The following is a 19,188-nucleotide window of genomic DNA, read 5'->3' on the forward strand; positions in this document are numbered from 1 at the left end:
CGTTCCCCGGCTTGGACTAGTGCCCCCTGCCGATGGGCCGAGCTCGAGCTGGTTGTGGAACCTCGTCCGGTGCGGATCGCGAAGGCGGGCTCTCCCCGCAGCCCTGGCCCGGCCGGCGCGCCCTGGCGCTCGCCGTGCTCGCGCTCGCGGCCTGCACCAGCGGGAGCAGCGACGACGACGACGACGGCGGGCAGATCCAGACCTCGCTCGCCCTCGACCCGCTCGCCTTCCTGGGCGACGTGCGGTGCTCGAACGAGCCGGGGGCGATCCGCAGCTACGTCGCCACCCTCACGGACGAGAGCGCGGAGGGCGGTCCGTTCACCCTCCCCTCGTCGCCGCCGGTCCCCTGCTCGTCGCGCGTGTCGTTCACCTACGTCGTCGAGGGGCACGAGTACACGGCCAGGATCGACGGCTACGCGCAGTACGCCGAGGAGCTCACCCCCGTCGGCGACGAGACCTCCGGGAGCCCCCACATGCTCGTCGACGGCGCCCCGGTCGCGCCGCGCTGGACGTGGGCGTGCCCCGGCCCCGACGCCGCGGACGACGCCGGCAAGCTCGTGGCGAAGACGGGCGTCAACGTCGTCGTCCAGGGGTGCGCCGCGGTCTCCGGCCCCGACGACACGCAGCGCGCGGCCATCGTGCTCGACCCGGCGAGCGCGCTCGGCGCGCTGCGCTGCGGGGCCGGCGACCGGGAGATCGCGTCGTTCGACGTCCTCCCCCAGGACGGCGCGCTCCTGCCGGTGCTCGGCGTCGGCTGCCCGCCGGCCGAGCCCATCGTCTACGACCTCGGCGCCGCCCCGGCAGGGGCCCACGTCTTCCGCCTGGAAGCGAAGAACGCCGCGGGCGATGTCCTGTTCGGGTCGCGCTGCTTCGCCGCGGCGAGCGCGGGCGTCACGGCGACCGCGACCTGCGATCCGCTGTCCGACACGGGAGCGCTCGAGCTCGACCTCGGCGCGCTCCTCGAGGCGGAACAGCTCGCCTGCGGGGCCGGCGCGGCCAGCTACACGGCGACCGAGCCGCGACCCCAGGGCGAGCAGCCCGGGACGGAGGAGCCCCCCCACGTCGGCCCCGTGCCCTGCGGCGAGCGCGCGCGCCTCTCGGCCCTCCCCCCGGGCGCGTACACGACGGACGTCGACGTGCTCGACGCGAAGGGGGCGCCGGTGCTGTGCGCCGACTGCAGCGGCGAGGTCCGCCCCGGCGCGACCACGCGCGCCGCGTGCGCGCGCCGTCACGCCGGGGCGTGCGCCGCCCCCTGACCGGAGCGACGTCCAGGGGCCGGCAAACCCTTTGCGCCGGCCTGCCCCTTGGAGTACCTGAACGCATCCGTCGCATCCCCTGAACAGCGCGGGTCAAGGGCGAGCGGCGGAGGCCGGATTCGACCTCGTCGCTCGCCGATCGAGGCCTGAGACGCCTCTGCCGCCCCGCTCGACGCTCGAGCCGCGCTGTGACGGGCCTCTACAACGGGGCCGCGCGCGCCGCGCCCGCCCCGCGCCTCGGGTGCAGATCCCATGGAAGAGACGTCGAACATCCAGCAGAAGGTTCCGGTCAGCATCCAGGACGAGCTCCGGACGAGCTACCTCGACTACGCGATGAGCGTGATCATCGGCCGCGCGATCCCGGACGTGCGCGACGGCCTGAAGCCGGTGCACCGCCGGATCCTCTACTCGATGAACGAGCAGAAGATCGGCCCCACCGGCGCGCACAAGAAGTGCGCGCGCGTCGTCGGAGACGTCCTCGGCAAGTACCACCCCCACGGCGATCTCGCGGTCTACGACGCGCTCGTCCGCATGGGGCAGACCTTCAGCCTGCGCTACCCGCTCATCGACGGGCAGGGCAACTACGGCTCGATCGACGGCGACTCGCCCGCGGCCATGCGGTACACGGAGTCGCGCCTGTCCCGCATGGCGGTCGAGCTGCTCGCCGATCTCGACAAGGACACGGTCGACTTCGTCCCGAACTACGACGACTCGGAGCTCGAGCCGAGCGTGCTGCCGGCGAAGTTCCCGCAGCTGCTCGTCAACGGCTCGGGCGGCATCGCCGTCGGCATGGCGACGAACATCCCGCCGCACAACCTCGGCGAGATCATCGACGCGACGATCGCCATCATCCGCAACCCCGACATCACGCTGGAGGAGCTGCTCCACCTGGTGCCGGGCCCCGATTTCCCGACCGGCGGGCTCATCTACGGCAAGAGCGGGATCGTGCAGGCGTACACGACCGGCCGCGGCTCGATCACGATGCGCGGGCGCAGCCAGGTCGAGAAGACGATGAAGGGCGACCGCGAGCAGCTCGTGTTCACCGAGATCCCCTACCAGGTGAACAAGGCCCGGCTGGTCGCGAAGATCGCCGAGTGCATGAAGGAGAAGCGCATCGAGGGGATCAGCGAGGTGCGCGACGAGAGCGATCGCGAGGGGATGCGGATCGTCGTCGAGCTGAAGAAGGACATCTTCCCGCAGGTGGTCCTGAACCAGCTCTACCGGCTGACGGATCTCCAGGCGACGTTCGGGGTCATCAACCTGTCGATCGCGAACGGGCGCCCGGCGGTGCTGAGCCTGAAGGACACGCTCTCGCACTTCATCGAGCACCGGCGCGAGGTCGTGACGCGGCGCTGCCGCTTCGAGCTGCGGCAGGCGGAATCGCAGCGCGAGCTCGTCGAGGGGCTCGGGATGGCGACGAGCGACATCGATCGCATCGTCGCGACGATCCGGGCGTCGAGCGACACGGACGAGGCGCGGGAGAACCTGCAGAGGCTGCCGCTCCGCGGGCTCGGCGAGTTCCTGCGGCGCGCCGGCCGGCCGGAGCCCGAGTGCGCCGAGGCCGACACGCGCGGCGACTACTTCCTGTCGGAGCGGCAGGCCAAGGCGATCCTCGAGATGCGGCTGTCGCGCCTGACCGGCCTCGAGCGGGAGAAGCTCGCGAAGGAGTACGGCGAGCTGTCGCAGACGATCGAGCGGCTGCGGGCGATCCTCGCGGACATGGGGCTGCTCATGAACGTGATCGTGATGGAGCTCGAGGAGATCAAGGCGCGCTTCGGCGACAAGCGGCGCACCGAGATCGTGCCGGCCGAGGCCGAGATCCAGATGGAGGACCTGATCCAGGAAGAGGACATGGTCGTGACCATCTCGCACGCCGGCTACCTGAAGCGGACGCCGACCTCGACGTACCGGGCGCAGCGCCGCGGCGGCAAGGGGATGGTGGGGATGGAGGCGCGCGAGGAGGACTGGGTGAGCCAGCTCTTCGTGGCGTCGACGCACTCGTACGTCTTCTTCTTCAGCGACAAGGGCAAGGTCTTCGTCAAGAAGGTCTACGAGATCCCGCAGGCGCCGCGGAACGCGAAGGGCCGGGCGATCGTGAACTTCGTCGGGATGGAGCCGGGGGAGAAGGTCGCGGCGATCACGCCGGTGCCGAGCTTCGACGGCGAGACGTACGTGGTGACGCTGACCCGCCGGGGGCAGATCAAGAAGACGGCGCTGAACGAGTACGAGAACTACCGGGACAAGGGGATCATCGGGGTCCGGATCGAGGAGGGCGATCAGCTGTTCACGGCGGCGCTCACCGACGGCAAGCGCGAGCTCGTGATCGCGACGCGGAGCGGGATGAGCATCCGCTTCCCCGAGGATCAGGTGCGTCCGACGGGCCGCGCGACGATGGGCGTGAAGGGCATCGAGCTCGACGAGGGCGACGTGGTGGTGGGCCTCGGCGTGAGCGGCGACGGGCGCGACCGGGTGCTGGCGGTGTGCGAGCGCGGGTACGGCAAGCAGACGCCGCTCGAGGAGTTCCGGCTGCAGAGCCGCGGCGGCAAGGGCGTGATCCTGATCGACGCGAGCGAGCGGAACGGGCCGGTGGTGGGCGTGGCCATGGTGAGCCCGAGCGACGAGGTGCTGATCGTGACCGACCGCGGGCAGATGATCCGGACGAAGGCGAGCGAGATCCGCGAGACGGGGCGCAACGCGCAGGGCGTGCGGATCATGCACGTGGGGCAGGACGAGCGGGTGGTCGCGGTCGAGGCGTTCGCGGCGGACGCGACCGAGGGCGAGGACGGCGGAGGGTCGACGCCGCCGGCGGCGGGGGCCGACGGGACCAACGGGGTCGCGGACCACACGGGTGGAGACGGGGGCGGAGAGGTCAACTAGAGCGGTTTTCGCTTCGGTTGACGTTAGACGACCTGGGTGCTTCGTCTTTCGTCTTCGTCTCTCGTCCCCGTCTTCGTCTCTCGTCCCCGTCTTCGTCTCTCGTCTTCGTCTCTCGTCCCCGTCTCTCGTCCCCGTCTCTCGTCTTCGTGCGCGTGCGCGTGCGCGTGCGCGATTCCCCAGAGTCAGCGCGCACGCGCACGCGCACGCGCACGAAGACGAGCACGGGAGACGGAAGACGGGAGACGGAAGACGGGAGACGGGAGACGGGAGACGGGGCGGGAGGCGGGAGGCGGGAGGCGGGAGACGAGAAGCCTTTAAGGCGCAACGGCCGGCGCGGGGCGGCTCTCGGAGCGAGGCGCGCGGGCGACGGAGCCCTGGCCGACGAGCTGCGCGAGCTCGGTCACGTGATCGTCCGTCGCCTTCATCGCCGCGAGCGCGTCGGCGAGCCGAAGGACGTACTCGACGTTGGAGCCGCTCGGCCCGTGGGACGCGAGCACCTGCGCGGCAATCTCGGCCAGCGGCGCCTCGCCGAGGTAATCCGGGTTGTCGGGCGTGGCCACATACACGATGGCCGCCCGAGGCGCGCTCTCCGCGTGGGTCTCCTCCGCCAAATAGAGCGGCACGTCGCAGCGCGCATATCCGCCCTTCTCGCGGTGATCCAGCGCGCGGAGCACCTCGTCCACGTCGGCGGCGGCGACCCGATAGGCCATCCCCCAGCAGCGCGCCAGCGGCGCAGGGATGAGCGTGACCACCCGCCCCGGCGCCCCGGGAACACCCCGGTGATCGGTGGAGCCCTGCCAGAACCGGCGCGCCCAGCCGGTGATGTACCCGGGCGCCATCCGCTCGAATCGAAACGCCGGCCGCCAGATCAGCGAGCCGTAACCGAAGATCCAGGTCTCGCGATGCACGAGACCATCCTATCAAACGTCGCCGCCCGCCAGAACCGCCGCGCTCGCCTGGAGGGCTCGCCCCAAGCGGCCTGCACGGGCTGCTAGCGGAGATCCTCCCGGATGTTCCCCACCGATCGCTGGATCAGCTGCTCCAGCGCCTCCCGGCTGCGGCGCTCGTGCTCGGCCGCCTCCTTGGCCCGCCGCTCCTCGGCGCTCGCCCTGGCCTCGGCGTCGCGCGCCCCGCTCTCGGACGCCCGCGCCATGTCGCGCGCCGCCCGGGCGTCCCGGGCCGCCTTCCGCGCCTGCTCGGCCGCGGACTCGGCCCGGTACCGCGCCTCCTCGGCCTCCTTCTGCAGGACCTCCGCCAGCCGCCGCTGGTCCTCCGTGTTCCTCCGGGCCCGCTCGGCGGCCTCGCGGGCCGCCCGCTCGTTCGCGAGCGCCTGCTCGAGGTTGTACTCGGTCTGGCGGATCTCCTCGAGCTGCGCGGTGATGACCTGGTTCTGGCGGACCACCTTGATGATCCCCAGGGCGGCCATCGCGACCAGCAGGGCGAGCCCCGTCATCGTGCCCGCGATCAGCGTGCGCCGCCGGCGCTTCGCCTGGCTCGCCAGCCGGAGCACGGCGTCGAGATACCGCTGCTCCCGCTCGGGCAACTGGCCCTGATAATAGTACCTGTCGCGGAAGCGGCGCGCCTCCTGGGCGATCTTGCCGCGCCAGAGGGTGTCGTCGGCGCAGCCGCTCGACTCCCACTGCCGCGCCGCCACGCGCAGCTTGTCGAGGAAGGCCGCGTCCTTCTGGTTCTCGTCGAGCCAGCGCTGCAGCGTCGGCCAGCGCTCGATGAGCGACTCGTGCACGATCTCCACGCGGCTGCCGGCGTCGTCGCGCCCCGTCTCGACCGCCAGGAGCCGCGCGTCCGAGAGGACGTGGACCACCCCCTCGATCTCGTCCGGCTCCCCCGGCAGCTCGCGGATCTCCCGCAGGCTGGCGATGGCCCGCGTGCGCTCGGGCGTCACCAGGCGCTCGAACACCGCCCGGCAGAGCTTCGCCTGGCGCACGCTCATCCCGGCCAGCACCGTGTCGGCGTGGCTCGCGAGCGTGCCGGCCACGCCGCCGATCGCCTCGTAGCTCGCCCGCGTCAGGAGCCGGCGCTCGCGATCGCGCAGATCCCACCACCGCGCCGCCATGAACTGCAAGAGCGGCAGCGCGCCGCGGGTCGTCTCCAGCACGTCGAGGATGTCCTCGACCAGCGCCGGGTCCTCGATCTCGTACCGCGCCGCCTGGACGGGCCTCGTGAGCGCCTCGCGCAGCCCGGCGCGGCCGATGGGCGGCAGGACCACGAGCCCGCGCGTCACCGCCGCCATGAAATGCCTGTCCTCGGCCACCCGCTCGATGAAGTCCGACCGCATCGAGAGGATGACGCGCAGGGGCGAGGACGCGTCGTCCGCGACGCCCCCGAGGCACGAGAGGAACGCGGCGCGCTCGCCGGCGTCGCACGAGAGCGTGTAGAGCTCCTCGAACTGGTCGACGAAGAGCACGACGCGGCGCTGCTTCCGCGCCGCCCACGCGCGCAGCTCGGCCCCGAGGTAGCCCGGCTCGGCGCGCAGCCGCTCGACGAGCATGCGCCCGCGCGAGGCGTCGCCGCCCGGCGGCTCCGGCCGCTCCGAGCCGCCCCTCGTCAGCAAGGAGGGGTGGCTGAGCAGCTCGGCGAGCGCCGCCATGGGCTCGCGCCCCGGCCGGAGGATGAGCGACTCCCACCCTCCGCCCGATCGCTTGAGCGCCGGGACGATCCCCGCCCGGACGAGCGACGACTTGCCCACGCCCGACGCGCCGACGATCGCGAGGAGCGGCTGGCTGCGCAGCCGCGTCACCATCCTGGCGACGTCCTCCGCGCGGCCGAAGAAGCGGTCCGCGTCGGCCTCCTGGAACGCCGACAGGCCCGCGAAGGGGCTCTCGTCGGCCCCGAGGACGATCTCGTGGCGCCCGGGCAGGAGCGGCAGGAGCTCGGCGAGGAGCTGCTGCGCCGAGGCGGTGCGCTCGGCCTTCCGCTTGCGGAGGCAGCGATCGATGATCCCGCCGAGCGCGCCGAGCTCCGGCCGCGCGCCGTCGAGCTCGGGCATGGGCTGGTCGAGCAGGGCGACCTGCATGAGGCTGTGCACCGTCACCGGCGCGAGCGGGTGCGCGCCGGTGGCGAGCTCGTAGAGCATGATGCCCACGGCCCAGATGTCGCTGGCGTGGTCGATCCCCTCCCCGAGCCACTGCTCCGGGGACATGTACGGTATCGTCCCCATCATCGCGCCCTCGCGCGTCAGCGTCGTGCGGATCGAGATGGGCGCCCGATCGACCGGGCCGGCGACGTCGGTGTCGAGCAGCTTGGCGATGCCGAAGTCGAGCACCTTGATGGCGCCGGACGCCTCCAGCATGATGTTCTCGGGCTTGAGATCGCGGTGGACGATGCCGAGCTTGTGGGCGCACGACAGGGCGCGCACCACCGGCACCATCATCTCGACGGCGGCGCTCGCCGACACCGGCGCCGTCGCGACCGCCTCGTCCGCGCCGGCCGGCCGGCGCTGATCCATCCACGCGCGGAGGCTCTGGCCGTCGATGTACTCGAGCACCATGTACGGATATCCGTCGTGCTCGTTCACATCGTGGATCGTCACGATGTTCTCGTGCTTGCAGAGCGCGGTGGCGCGGGCCTCGACAAGGAACCGCTGGAGCCTGGCGCCGGTCAGGCTCGTGACGACCTTGATGCCCACCAGGCGCCCCAGGCGGACGTCGCGGCCGAGGAAGACGGTGCCCATGCCCCCTCGGCCGAGCTCGCGAATGAGCTCGTAATGCCCGATGAGGGTCCCGGCGCGGATGGCCGGCCCTGTGGCCTGCCGGCTCGACATGGGCGGGCCGAAAGGCTCCTGCGCCGTCGAGGATCGCCGCAGCGGGCCCGTCCTGCTCGCGGGGCTCTCCTCCGGACGCGGCGCGGGCTCGGTGGGCCCGAGAGGCGCCGCGCCGAGGACCGGCGATTCCGTCGTCGAGGTGCTCGCCAGACCTGCCCCCGGGCCCGGCGCCAGGGTCAGCGTCTCCTCCCCGCGAAGGCCGTGCTCCTCGGTGCCGGTCACTTCCCGCGAGGATACCCCAGGGACTCCGCGTTTCACAATGTCACGGGCCGTTGACATCGAGAAATCCACCAGGGACACGCGCTCTCTGTCGCGTCGAGCGTCGAGCGCGTCGAGCGCGTCGAGCGCGTCGAGCGCGTCGAGCGCGTCGAGCGCGTCGAGCGCGTCGAGCGCGTCGAGCGCGTCGAGCGCGTCGAGCGCGTCGAGCGCGTCGAGCGCGTCGAGCGCGTCGAGCGGGCGTCGATAACGTGCGATCCGCCGGCAAGGCGGAGAGCGAGCGCCGCGGCTTCTCGGCCTGTCATGGAGCCTGTTCCTCCGACTGCCCTCCTCCGCGCCGAGCGCGGGCGCCGGGGCGCTCGCGGCCTCGATCGATGTCTGTGGCCGGCGGCGGGCCGCCGCGGTGCGATGGAGATGGGCAGCGCCAGGTACGTTGAGAGCGGCGCCGATCTCCCTCGGACCGCCGCCGGCGCTCACCCCTCGAGCAGCTCGAACCGGATCCCCGCCGCCTGCAGCCGCTCGATGAGCCGCTCCCCCATCGCCACCGCCGGCGTGAGGACCCCGGCGCGCGCCGGCAGCCGCTCGCGGTCGAACGCCATGCAGAGCGCCGACTCCGCCACCATCTTCGCCGTCTCCGAATAGCCGGGATCGCCGCCGCTCACGCGCGTCACCACCTTGCGCGACGCGCTCTTGCCGTGGAAGGTCACCTGGAACCAGCCGCGCGCCCGCTCCTCGGCGCTCGGCCCTTCCCCCGGGCTGCGCACCTTGCGGAGCAGGTCCCGCGTCGGCCCCACCTTGGCGAGCGCCGCCACGGCGCCGAAGCCGGCGATCCCGATCACGAGCTGCAGCCCGGACTTGACCTGCACGTAGTGCCCGTACTGGAAATCGGGGCCGTAGACGTCGAGCTCCCGCGCGCTCCGCAGCACGATCTCGGGATCGATGCTCGGCAACGGGCAGACCCAGGCGCGCAGCCCCTTCTCGTAGCGGATGCGCCCCTTGAGCCCCCGCGCCTTCCGCCCGCCGCGCGCCTCCTCGGAGCGCGCCTCGCGCCGCCTGCGGCCGCCGCGCGCCATGACCTCGAGCACCGACTGCCACGTGCCGCCGGAGAAGCTGCCGTGCGCGCGCACGACGCCCTCCACCGCGATCGGCTCGCCCGCGGGGAGCTTCGTCACCGTGAAGAGCGCGCCGAGGTCGTGCGGGATGCTGTCGAAGCCGCAGCAGTTGACGATCTTCACGCCCGCCGCGCGGGCGGCCTCGTGGTGGCGCTCGAGGAGGCGATCGACGAACTCGGGCTCGCCGGTGAGATCCGCGTAGTCGGTGCCCGCGCGGATGCACGCCTCGACCAGCGGCTCGCCGCGGCTCGAGTACGGGCCCACGGTGGTGATGACCACGCGCGCCTGGCTCGCCATGCGCTCGAGCGACGCCGCGTCCTCCGAGGTCGCCTCGATGACGCCCACGGCGGCGCAGGCCGGATCGATCGCCTCCAGCGCCGCCTTCACCTCGGCGAGGCGCCCCGCGTTCCGGCCGGCGATCGCGAAGCGGGCGGGTCGCGCCGAGGCGTCGTCCCGGGCGGAGGCTTCCTTGCCCCGGGTGGCGAGATACTCGGCGACGAGGCGACCGGTGAAGCCGGTCGCGCCGTAGACGATCACATCGTACGTGCGGTCGAGGGTCATGGGGGGAGCCTTGATACCACGACCGCGGGCGGGAACGTCACCGTCGGCACCAGGAGAGAGACGGCGGGACCCAGCCGCCGAACGAGCGCTCCAGGTGCTGCGCCACGGCGATCGTCACGTGATCGTTGCCGTGGATCGCCGCCACCTGGACGCCGAGCGGCAGCCCGTCGGCGTTGAGGCCGAGCGGGACCTGCGTCGCCGGCATCTCCATGACGTTGAGCACCGCGGTGTACGTCCACTGGAAGGGCGGCAAGAGCGGCGCGTAGTGCCGCGGCGCGGGCCGCGGGTACGACGGGTAGAGCATCACGCCCCGCTCGCCGATGCGCGACACGAGCTCGGCGCGGAGCGCCTCGCCGAGCTCCAGGGCGCGCGCGATGCGCGAGGGGACGAGCCGGCCGACGTCCTCGAGCAGCGTGAGCCCGAGGGCGGGCAGCGTGTGCGCCGAGCGGCGGAGCGACCAGCGGGCGAGCTCGCGCGGCAGGCTGACCGGGCGGCCGTCCCCGAGCAGCGCCCGGAACGTGACGCCGCCGGCCACGCCCAGCATCGCGGTCCAGATGTCGAGCGCCCGCGCGAGGAGCTCGATGCGCGCCTTCTGGACCGTGGCCCCGCGCGCGGCGAGCGCCTCCACCGCCCGCTGCTGCGCGGCCAGGAGATCGCCGCTCACCCGGCGCACGCCGTCGTGCTCGACCGAGAGCACCGTCAGCCCGCCGAGGTCGACCGAGGCCGGGTCGCCGAGGGGCAGCGGCGCGCAGGCCGGGTCGCGCGCGTCGGGGCCCGCGAGGACGCGGAGCACCGGCATGAGGTCCTCGGCGCGCCGCGCGATCGGCCCCGTGGTCATGTAACGGAGCCCGCGCTCGCCGGGCAGCGGGAACTGGCCCGACGTCGGCACGAGCCCGCCGGTCGGCTTGTGGCCGAAGACGCCGTTGAAGAACGCGGGCATCCGGATGGACCCGCCGATGTCCGAGCCGAGCCCGACCGGCGCGCCGCCCGCGCCGACCACCGCGGCCTCGCCGCCCGAGCTGCCGCCCGCGGTGCGCGCCGGGTCGTAGGGGTTGTTCGTCCGGCCGTAGAGCCGGTTGTTCGTCTCCATCCACATGCAGAGCTCCGAGACGTTGGTGACGCCGAGCGGGATGAAGCCGGCGGCGCGCATGCGCGCGACCGTCACCGCGTCCTCCGTCGCGCGCACGCCGGCGCGGGCGACGAGCCCCGCGGAGTTCGGCATGCCCGCGACGGCGAAGCTCTCCTTGATGGAGCACGGGACCCCGAGGAACGGCGGCGCGGCGGCGGCGTCGCCCCGATCGAGGAGCGCGTCGGCGGCGCGCGCCTCGGCGCGGGCGGCGTCGAACCGGTCCGCCACCATCGCGTTGAGCGTCGGGTTCACGCGCTCGATGTGCCGGATATGGGCCTCCACGACCTCGGCCGACGTCACGGCCCGGGCGCGGATCAGCGCAGCCAGCCGGGTGGCGGAGAGCAGGAGCAATGGATCTCGTGAAAGCATGGGCGTGGGTGCGATAAGGGATCAGGCGCGGGACGGCGACCCGGGTCAAGGGGCCGCCCCGGGGCTCGACAATGGCCCACCCGCCCTCCCCGGCGCCAGCCGCGCGTGGCCCTCGCCGAGCGCGCGCCGCGCGTGGCCCTCGCCGAACGCGCGCCGCGCGCCGCCCTCGCCGGGCCCCGTCGCCGCCCCCGCCGCGCGCGCCGCCCCCCGCCGCGCGCGCGCCGCCCCCGCCGCGCGCGCCGCTGAGCGCGCCCGCACGGCGGCGCGGCGGCGCGCGGACCACCGCCGCCCGCTACTCGCCCGAAGCGGTCGCCGCTGGGGCCGCGCCCTGCGCCGGCGCGGCCGCGACCGCGCGCCCCCGCGACCGCTGCGGGAAGGCCCACCGCACGGCCCCGGTCAGGAGCCAGTCGACCCCCCCGCGGCTGTCGACCTGGACGCCGGGATCGACGTACACCTGCACGCGATCGCTGAGCTCCGCGCCGACCTCCAGCACGCTCGTCGACACGACGCGGGGCGCGCCGCGGTGGTTGAAGTGGAAGCTCTGGTCCGGGCTCACCCAGAAGCCGCGCGGCAGCTCGACGATCGCGAAGGGCCGCACCACCGACGTCTGGATGTCGTCGCGCAGCGGATCGCCGCCGAACGAGACCGCGTGCTGCAGCTGCAGCCCCAGCCGCGCGGGCCGCGCCACGCGGACGTACGCTTGAACGAGGGGCGCGACCTGGTTCTTGCCCGAGCCCAGCGCGGGGCGCGTCGCCGAGTCGAGGATGAGATCCGAGCCGAGGACGAGCGCGTACCGCGGCGTGCCGATCGCGCGGACGAGCGGCCGGATCAGGACGTCGCCGAGCCCCGCGTCGCGCTGGCCATCGACCCCGCTCACGACCGCGAACGGCACGTCCGCGCGCAGCGAGAAGCTCCTGTCGAAGGCGTAGTCCCCCCGGATCACCGCGGCGTTGAAGAAGCCGCTCTTGCCGCGCGAGACGAAATCGTCCCGGACCTCGATGAACGTGCTCAGGTTGGCGGCCGCCGGCGCCTGCGTCCGGGGCGGCGCGGCGCCGCGCGGCCCCGGCCCGGGGCGCGACGGCGCGGGGCGCGACGGCGCGGGCGGCAGCGGCCGCGCGGGCTGGGCGCTCGCGAGCGCCGCGACCTCCGCTCGTCGCGCGGGCTCGACGCGATCCGCGGCGGCGCCCGCCCGCGCGCTGCACAGCGCGACGAGCCCGATCGCGGCGGGAGAGGCCGCGCGGCGGCGCCGGCGACCGCAGGGCGAGATCGTTCGACTGGCAGGGCGCGCCTGCGCCACGCGATGCGCTTGCATGGCGGTTCCATGGTGGAGCCGCGCGAACTGGCGGCAGTCGGTGCAAAGCAGCACTCCGCACTTCGGGCGCGCACGAGACGAGGTCCGGTGTTTGCTCACACCTCCCCTGGGGCTCCGCATCCGCTCGTCTCCGCGCGATCCCTGCGATGCGCGCGGTGCGCGCGCCGCGCTCGATGCGCCGCGCAGGGCCCGCCGAGCGCCGCGATCGAGCGACGCATCCCTGCACACTGCGCGCATCCCCGTCGCGCAGTCGCACGGTCGCGCCGTCTCCACGAGAGCGGCGCATCGGCGAGCGAGAGCGGCGCATCGGCGAGCGACACGGACAGCGAGCGTTCGTGCGGAACGTCGCGCGCTCGCTGCGGGCGTGCGCGAACTTGCGCGAACAAAAAACTGCACGAAATGCCGCAGAAACACGCGATCTGTAAAGAAACAACTTGACGCGACGCAGCAGCTCTGCAAGCTAGAGGCACTCACGCTATGCAGAAGTCGACGTGCACCGCCAGCGCCCACGCCTCCGGCGATGGGACCCCCGCTGTGAAGCTGGTGCACCGCGCTTCGTCGGCGACCTCGGCGGCGCGTTCGCTCGTCGTCGAGGGCGGCGTGTCCGTCGGGCTCCTAGCGGGCCTAACCATTCCTGCGCTCGTCAGCCTAGTCGACGTCGTCGGGCTGATTCGCGTCGGGAACGGGTGCGGGCCGCCGCTCTGAGCTGAGCAGCATGGAGATAGGCCCCCGCACCGAGAAGGTCCGGGGGCTTTCGTTTTTCTGGCCTGTGGGTTCACGAAGAGCAGCCGTCGTCAAGGAGGATCAGGTGAGCAAGGAACATTCGAGGAAGAATCGCGAGGACGCCTCGAGCGAGGCCGTTGGCCAGCGCATCGCGGAGCTCGCAGAGCTCGTCGCCGCGGGCTGTGGGATGCCCGTCGCCTCGAGCGCCGTACGCGAGGAGTTCGAGGCGCTCGTCGACGAGATCCGCGCGCGCGCGAGCGGCGGCGCCGTCCGCGCGCCCCAGCGCTCCTCGACGCACCTGAAGGGCGCGCGCCCGGGCGGCGACGCCGAGGCCTCGTTCGAGTTCCACTCCGACCCGCCCTCCGCGCGGCCCGGCGCGGCCCCCGCCGCGGGCTCCTCGCGCGTCGTGTCGCTCGACGACGCGCGGCGGGTGCTCGACGCGCTCCGCCGCGAGGAGAGCAGCGGCGGCGGCCCGCGGGAGGACCTGCAGCGCGCGATCGCCTAAATTGCCGAGCCCCTGAGAGACGGCGGAACCCGCGGCCACGGCGCCCACGGCGCCACCTTCCACCAGCATGACTCGATCGGAGTCGAGACTATGAAACGAACCGGCGCACAGATTATCTGGGAAGTCCTCGTCCGCGAAGGCGTGGACGTGGTCTTTGGCTACCCCGGCGGCGCGATCATGCCCGCCTACGACACGATCCTCGGCTACCCGATCCGCCACGTCCTCGTCCGGCACGAGCAGGGCGCGGCGCACATGGCGGACGGGTACGCCCGCGCCTCGGGCAAGGTCGGCGTGGCGGTCGCCACCTCGGGCCCCGGCGCGACGAACCTCGTCACCGGGATCGCGACGGCGATGCTCGACTCGTCGCCCATCGTCTGTATCACCGGGCAGGTGTCCTCGAAGCTGCTCGGGACCGACGCCTTCCAGGAGACGGACATCACCGGCGTCACCCTGCCCATCACCAAGCACAACTACCTCGTGACCGAGGTCCAGGACATCGCCCCCGCCATCCGCGAGGCGTTCTACATCGCGCGCTCGGGCCGCCCGGGCCCGGTGCTCGTCGACATCACCAAGGACGCCCAGCAGGCGTCGATGGACTTCGAGCTGCCGAAGGGCGAGGTCCGCCTGCCCGGCTACCGCCCGGGGTATCACGCCGTCCAGACGGACATCGAGAAGGCGATCGAGCTCATCGACGAGGCCGAGCGGCCGCTCATCCTCGCCGGCCAGGGCATCGTCCGGGCGGAGGCGACGCGCGAGCTCCTCGCCTTCGTGGAGAAGACGGGCATCCCCGTCGCGTCGACGCTGCTCGGCCTCGGCGGCTTCCCGGCGACCCACCCGCTCAGCCTCGGCATGATGGGCATGCACGGCGAGGCGTGGGTGAACACCGCCATCCAGGAGGCCGACCTCCTCATCGCGCTCGGGATGCGCTTCGACGACCGCGTGACCGGCAACCTCAAGACCTACGCGGTCAAGGCGAAGAAGATCCACGTCGAGATCGACCGTTCCGAGATCAACAAGAATGTCAAGGTCGACGTCGGCCTCGTCGGGGACGTCCGGGACACGCTCCTGTCGCTCATCCCCGGGTGCAAGCAGCGCAACCGGAGCGCCTGGATCGAGCGCATCACCACCCTGAAGGGGGACTCGGCGGTCCGTGACATTCAACAATTGCCGTACCACGACAAACTGTACGCCGCGCACGTGATGCACGACCTCTGGCGGCTCACCGACGGCAAGGCGCTTGTGGTAACCGACGTCGGCCAGCACCAGATGTGGGAAGCGCAGTACTACAAGCACGATCACCCGCGGAAGCTCATCACCTCCGGCGGGCTCGGCACGATGGGCTTCGCCCTGCCGGCGGCGATCGGCGCGCGCTTCGCGAAGCCGAACGACGAGGTCTGGGTGGTCGTGGGCGACGGCGGCTTCCAGATGACCGCGTGCGAGCTGTCGACCTGCGCGCAGGAGGGCATCAAGGTCCACGTGGCCATCATCAACAACGGCTACCTCGGCATGGTGCGCCAGTGGCAGGAGTTCTTCTACAACCGGCGCTACTCGGCGACCCCGATGCGCAGCCCGGACTTCGTGAAGCTCGCCGAGGCCCACGGGCTGACCGGCATCCGCGTGACGAAGCGCGAGGAGATCGCCGGCGCGGTCGAGCGCGCCCGCGCGACGCCGGGCACCGTGGTCATCGACTTCCGCGTCGAGCAGGAGGACAGCGTCTACCCGATGGTCCCCGCGGGCGCCGACCTGAACGACATGATCCGCCGCCCGAGCCCGATCCTGGAGACCGGGGAGGATCCGTGAACGCACCCGTAGAGGCGCGCGCCCCGAGCGCTCGATCCAACGCGAGCGCGCGCTCGCTGGACGAGCGGGGCGCGTCCGAGCGCGTCGCGGCCGCTGCCGGGCGCCCCAGAGACAAGAGGGACTTTCAAGAGGCATCCATGGATCGACCCATCCTGCGCACGTTCATCGCCTACGTCGAAGACCGCCCCGGCGTGCTCAACCGCGTCGCGTCGCTGTTCCGGCGCCGCGCGTACAACATCGAGTCGCTGAGCGTCGGGCGCACCCACATCGCCGGGGTCTCGCGCCTCACCCTGGTCCTCGAGGCGGACGAGGACGGGGCGCGCCGCCTGGAGGCGAACCTGTACAAGCTGGTCAACACCCTCTGGGTCCGCGACGTCACCCACACGGCCTCGGTCGCGCGCGACCTCGCGCTGATCAAGGTGAAGGCGAACGCGACGACCCGCGCGCAGGTGCTCCAGCTCTGCGAGGTGTTCCGCGCGCGCACGGTCGACGTCGCCCCCGAGGCGCTCACCATCGAGATCACCGGCACCGGCGACAAGATCGAGGGCCTGCTCGACGTGCTCCGCCCGTTCGGGATCATCGAGATGGTGCGGACCGGGATGATCGTGATGACCCGCGGCGCCGAGGAGGCCGAGGCCAGGCTCGACACCGTGCTGCCTGCGCGCCCTGGCGACAGCAGCGCGCCCTGATGACGGATGACGTGAAGGACGGGAGCCGCGAGGTGCGGATCCCTGTTGAAGGAGAGTGAGATGGCGAAGATTTTTTATGATAACGACGCGGATCTGTCGCTCATCCAGAGCAAGAAGATCGCGATCGTCGGCTATGGCTCCCAGGGGCACGCCCACGCGCTGAACCTGCGCGACAGCGGCGCGACGGTGATCGTCGCCCTGCCCGAGGGGAGCAAGAGCCGGCCCAAGGCGCAGGCCGCGGGGCTCCAGGTGGCCACGGTGTCCGAGGCCGCGAAGGCCGCCGACGTCATCATGATCCTCGCGCCCGACACGTCGCAGGCCCGCATCTACAACGAGCACATCGCGCCGCACCTCGGCCCGGGCAAGACGCTCATGTTCGCGCACGGGTTCAACATCCGCTTCAACACGATCGCGCCCCCCGCGTCGGTCGACGTCACGATGATCGCGCCGAAGGGCCCCGGGCACCGGGTGCGCGAGACGTACGAGGCCGGCGGCGGCGTCCCGGCCCTGCTCGCCGTCCACCAGGACGCGAGCGGCAAGGCGGAGGCGCAGGCGCTCGCCTACGCCAAGGGCATCGGCGCGACGCGCGCCGGGGTGCTCCTCACGACGTTCGCGGAGGAGACCGAGACCGACCTCTTCGGCGAGCAGGCGGTGCTCTGCGGCGGCGCGAGCGAGCTCGTGAAGGCCGGGTTCGAGACGCTCGTGAACGCCGGCTACCAGCCGGAGATCGCGTACTTCGAGTGTCTGCACGAGCTCAAGCTCATCGTCGACCTCATGTACCGCGGCGGCCTCAACTACATGCGGTACTCGATCAGCGACACCGCCGAGTACGGCGACTACGTGTCCGGCCCGCGCGTCATCACCGACCGCACCCGCGAGGAGATGAAGCGCATCCTGGCCGACATCCAGAGCGGCGAGTTCGCGCGCAAGTGGATCGCGGAGAACGAGGAGGGCCGGCCGAAGTTCGAGGCGACGCGGGCCAAGGAGCGGGAGCAGCGGCTCGAGGTCGTGGGCGCCAACCTGCGCAAGATGATGCCGTTCATCGACCCCGTCACCATCAAGCCCGGCGACTGAGCGTCTCCACTCGTGGGAGGCGGCGGAGAACACCATGCCTGAGATGATTGCGAATCAAGCGATGCCCCCGTCCGATTACGTGCGCATCTTCGACACCACGCTGCGTGACGGCGAGCAGTCGCCGGGCGCGACGATGACGTCCTCGGAGAAGCTCGAGATCGCGCTCGCGCTGGCGAAGCTCGGCGTCGACGTCATCGAGACGGGCTTCCCCGCCGCTTCCCCCGACGACCTGCTCGCCGTCCAGACGATCGCCGAGCGCGTGGGCGCGGCCGCGGTCCCCGGCCGCCCCGCCGCGACGCCGCCGATCATCTGCGCGCTCGCCCGCGCCACCAAGGTCGACATCGACAAGGCGTGGGAGGGCGTCTCCCGGGCCGCGCACCCGCGGATCCACACCTTCCTCGCCACGAGCGACATCCACCTCAAGCACAAGCTCCGGATGACCCGGCCCGAGGTGCTCGACCGCGTGCGGGCCATGGTCGCGTACGCGCGCGACCTCTGCGCCGACGTGGAGTTCAGCCCCGAGGACGCCGGCCGGAGCGAGCCCGAGTTCCTCTACCAGGTGCTCGAGGCCGCGATCGCCGCCGGGGCCACCACGCTCAACATCCCGGACACGGTCGGCTACACCATGCCGAGCGAGTTCGGCGCGCTCATCGCCGGCATCCGCAAGAACGTGCCGGGGATCGACCGCGCCATCATCTCGGTGCACTGCCACAACGACCTCGGGCTCGCGACGGCGAACGCCCTGGAGGGCATCCGCGCGGGCGCGCGCCAGGCCGAGGTGACCATCAACGGCATCGGCGAGCGCGCCGGCAACACCGCGCTCGAGGAGGTCGTCATGGCGCTCGCGACGCGGCGGGCCGTCTTCGGGCTGCGCACCGGCATCGACACGACCCAGATCGCCACCGTGAGCCGCCTCGTCAGCGCCGCCACGGGCTTCAACGTCCAGCCGAACAAGGCGATCGTCGGCGCCAACGCCTTCGCGCACGAGTCGGGCATCCACCAGGACGGGATGCTGAAGCACCAGGAGACGTACGAGATCATGCGGCCGGAGATGGTCGGGGTGACGCAGACCCGGCTCGTCCTCGGCAAGCACTCGGGCAGGCACGCGCTCAGGAACCGGCTCGAGGAGCTCGGCTACCACCTCGACGAGGCCCAGCTCGCGGCGGCGTTCGCCAGCTTCAAGGCGCTCGCCGACAAGAAGAAGCACGTCACCGATCCCGACATCGAGGCGATCGTCTCGACCACGCGGGCGCAGGGCGACGAGCTCTACACGCTCGACGCGCTCCAGGTCGCCTGCGGAACCACCGGGATGCCGACGGCCACGGTCCGCCTCCGCGGGCCGGACGGGGCGCTGCACGTGCGCGCCGCGATCGGCACCGGGCCGGTGGACGCGGCCTACCGGGCGATCGACGAGATCGTCCGCGTGCCGAGCAGCCTCCTCGAGTTCTCCGTGCACGCGGTGACCGAGGGGATCGACGCGCTCGGCGAGGTGAGCGTCCGGGTCCGGGCGGACGCGACGTCGAGCAAGCGGCACCCGCAGCACGACGCCTCGCACCGGGTGTTCCACGGCCACGGCGCCGACACGGACATCCTGGTCGCCAGCGCGAAGGCGTACCTCACCGCCCTGAACCGGCTCCTCGCGACCTACGGCGTCGAGCCCCGGGAGGACGCGGCGGCGTCCGAGAGCAACGAGAGCAACCAGAGCGGCCGCGGCGCCGCCGTCGAGAGCGCGAGGTAGGCCGGTGAGCCGAGCGCACGAGGGCCCCGAGCGGGGCCGGCGAGCT

General features: G+C 72.5%; 12 protein-coding genes. 7 read left to right on the forward strand and 5 right to left on the reverse strand.

Going from position 1 to position 19,188, the window contains the following annotated elements; translation table 11 throughout:
* The first annotated feature begins 134 nt into the window (after window positions 1-134).
* Together WME83_RS22465 and gyrA are read left to right on the forward strand one after the other, a co-directional pair.
* Window positions 135-1,256, forward strand: a complete 1,122-nt coding sequence (locus WME83_RS22465; protein WP_437321336.1) for a hypothetical protein — start codon at window positions 135-137, stop codon at window positions 1,254-1,256.
* A 252-nt stretch (window positions 1,257-1,508) separates the two neighbouring features.
* Window positions 1,509-4,133: a DNA gyrase subunit A gene (gene gyrA / locus WME83_RS22470; RefSeq protein ID WP_437321337.1), complete on the forward strand. Its 2,625-nt coding sequence runs from the start codon at window positions 1,509-1,511 to the stop codon at window positions 4,131-4,133.
* A gap of 314 nt (window positions 4,134-4,447) precedes the next feature.
* Here gyrA and WME83_RS22475 read toward each other — a convergent pair whose 3' ends face one another.
* The 5 genes from WME83_RS22475 to WME83_RS22495 form a co-directional block, all read right to left on the reverse strand.
* Window positions 4,448-5,041 (reverse strand): gamma-glutamylcyclotransferase, encoded by a 594-nt coding sequence (locus tag WME83_RS22475; RefSeq protein ID WP_437321338.1) that lies wholly within the window; start codon window positions 5,039-5,041, stop codon window positions 4,448-4,450.
* A gap of 83 nt (window positions 5,042-5,124) precedes the next feature.
* Window positions 5,125-7,914, reverse strand: a complete 2,790-nt coding sequence (locus WME83_RS22480; protein ID WP_437321339.1) for an nSTAND1 domain-containing NTPase — start codon at window positions 7,912-7,914, stop codon at window positions 5,125-5,127.
* Window positions 7,915-8,603: 689 nt separating this feature from the next.
* Window positions 8,604-9,803, reverse strand: coding sequence for a saccharopine dehydrogenase family protein (locus tag WME83_RS22485; protein ID WP_437321340.1), 1,200 nt, complete (start codon window positions 9,801-9,803; stop codon window positions 8,604-8,606).
* Window positions 9,804-9,840: 37 nt separating this feature from the next.
* Entirely contained in the window at window positions 9,841-11,301 is a 1,461-nt protein-coding gene (locus WME83_RS22490) for an amidase (protein WP_437321341.1), read from the reverse strand.
* A 292-nt stretch (window positions 11,302-11,593) separates the two neighbouring features.
* A complete protein-coding gene (locus WME83_RS22495) occupies window positions 11,594-12,613 on the reverse strand; it encodes a hypothetical protein (RefSeq protein WP_437321342.1) in 1,020 nt (339 codons plus the stop codon).
* 808 nt (window positions 12,614-13,421) lie between these two features.
* Here WME83_RS22495 and WME83_RS22500 point away from each other — a divergent pair.
* From WME83_RS22500 to WME83_RS22520, 5 genes are all read left to right on the forward strand, one after another.
* Window positions 13,422-13,841, forward strand: a complete 420-nt coding sequence (locus tag WME83_RS22500) for a hypothetical protein (RefSeq protein ID WP_437321343.1) — start codon at window positions 13,422-13,424, stop codon at window positions 13,839-13,841.
* 90 nt (window positions 13,842-13,931) lie between these two features.
* Window positions 13,932-15,641, forward strand: coding sequence for a biosynthetic-type acetolactate synthase large subunit (gene ilvB / locus WME83_RS22505; RefSeq protein WP_437321344.1), 1,710 nt, complete (start codon window positions 13,932-13,934; stop codon window positions 15,639-15,641).
* A 137-nt stretch (window positions 15,642-15,778) separates the two neighbouring features.
* A complete protein-coding gene (ilvN, locus tag WME83_RS22510) occupies window positions 15,779-16,330 on the forward strand; it encodes an acetolactate synthase small subunit (RefSeq protein ID WP_437321345.1) in 552 nt (183 codons plus the stop codon).
* A 60-nt stretch (window positions 16,331-16,390) separates the two neighbouring features.
* Window positions 16,391-17,404: a ketol-acid reductoisomerase gene (gene ilvC, locus WME83_RS22515; RefSeq protein WP_437321346.1), complete on the forward strand. Its 1,014-nt coding sequence runs from the start codon at window positions 16,391-16,393 to the stop codon at window positions 17,402-17,404.
* 34 nt (window positions 17,405-17,438) lie between these two features.
* Window positions 17,439-19,142, forward strand: a complete 1,704-nt coding sequence (locus tag WME83_RS22520) for a 2-isopropylmalate synthase (RefSeq protein ID WP_437321347.1) — start codon at window positions 17,439-17,441, stop codon at window positions 19,140-19,142.
* Window positions 19,143-19,188 lie beyond the last annotated feature (46 nt).

The organism is Sorangium sp. So ce385, from assembly GCF_051474135.1.
GTDB lineage: Bacteria > Myxococcota_A > Polyangia > Polyangiales > Polyangiaceae > Sorangium > Sorangium cellulosum_D.

What these genes read in the sequence shown, in the direction of transcription:
- gyrA (WP_437321337.1), top strand. Translation starts at nt 1,509, where the DNA reads ATGGAAGAGACGTCGAACATCCAGCAGAAGGTTCCGGTCAGCATCCAG.
- WME83_RS22480 (WP_437321339.1), bottom strand. Translation starts at nt 7,914, where the DNA reads ATGTCGAGCCGGCAGGCCACAGGGCCGGCCATCCGCGCCGGGACCCTC.
- WME83_RS22485 (WP_437321340.1), bottom strand. Translation starts at nt 9,803, where the DNA reads ATGACCCTCGACCGCACGTACGATGTGATCGTCTACGGCGCGACCGGC.
- WME83_RS22490 (WP_437321341.1), bottom strand. Translation starts at nt 11,301, where the DNA reads ATGCTTTCACGAGATCCATTGCTCCTGCTCTCCGCCACCCGGCTGGCT.
- WME83_RS22495 (WP_437321342.1), bottom strand. Translation starts at nt 12,613, where the DNA reads ATGCAAGCGCATCGCGTGGCGCAGGCGCGCCCTGCCAGTCGAACGATC.
- ilvB (WP_437321344.1), top strand. Translation starts at nt 13,932, where the DNA reads ATGAAACGAACCGGCGCACAGATTATCTGGGAAGTCCTCGTCCGCGAA.
- ilvN (WP_437321345.1), top strand. Translation starts at nt 15,779, where the DNA reads ATGGATCGACCCATCCTGCGCACGTTCATCGCCTACGTCGAAGACCGC.
- ilvC (WP_437321346.1), top strand. Translation starts at nt 16,391, where the DNA reads ATGGCGAAGATTTTTTATGATAACGACGCGGATCTGTCGCTCATCCAG.
- WME83_RS22520 (WP_437321347.1), top strand. Translation starts at nt 17,439, where the DNA reads ATGCCTGAGATGATTGCGAATCAAGCGATGCCCCCGTCCGATTACGTG.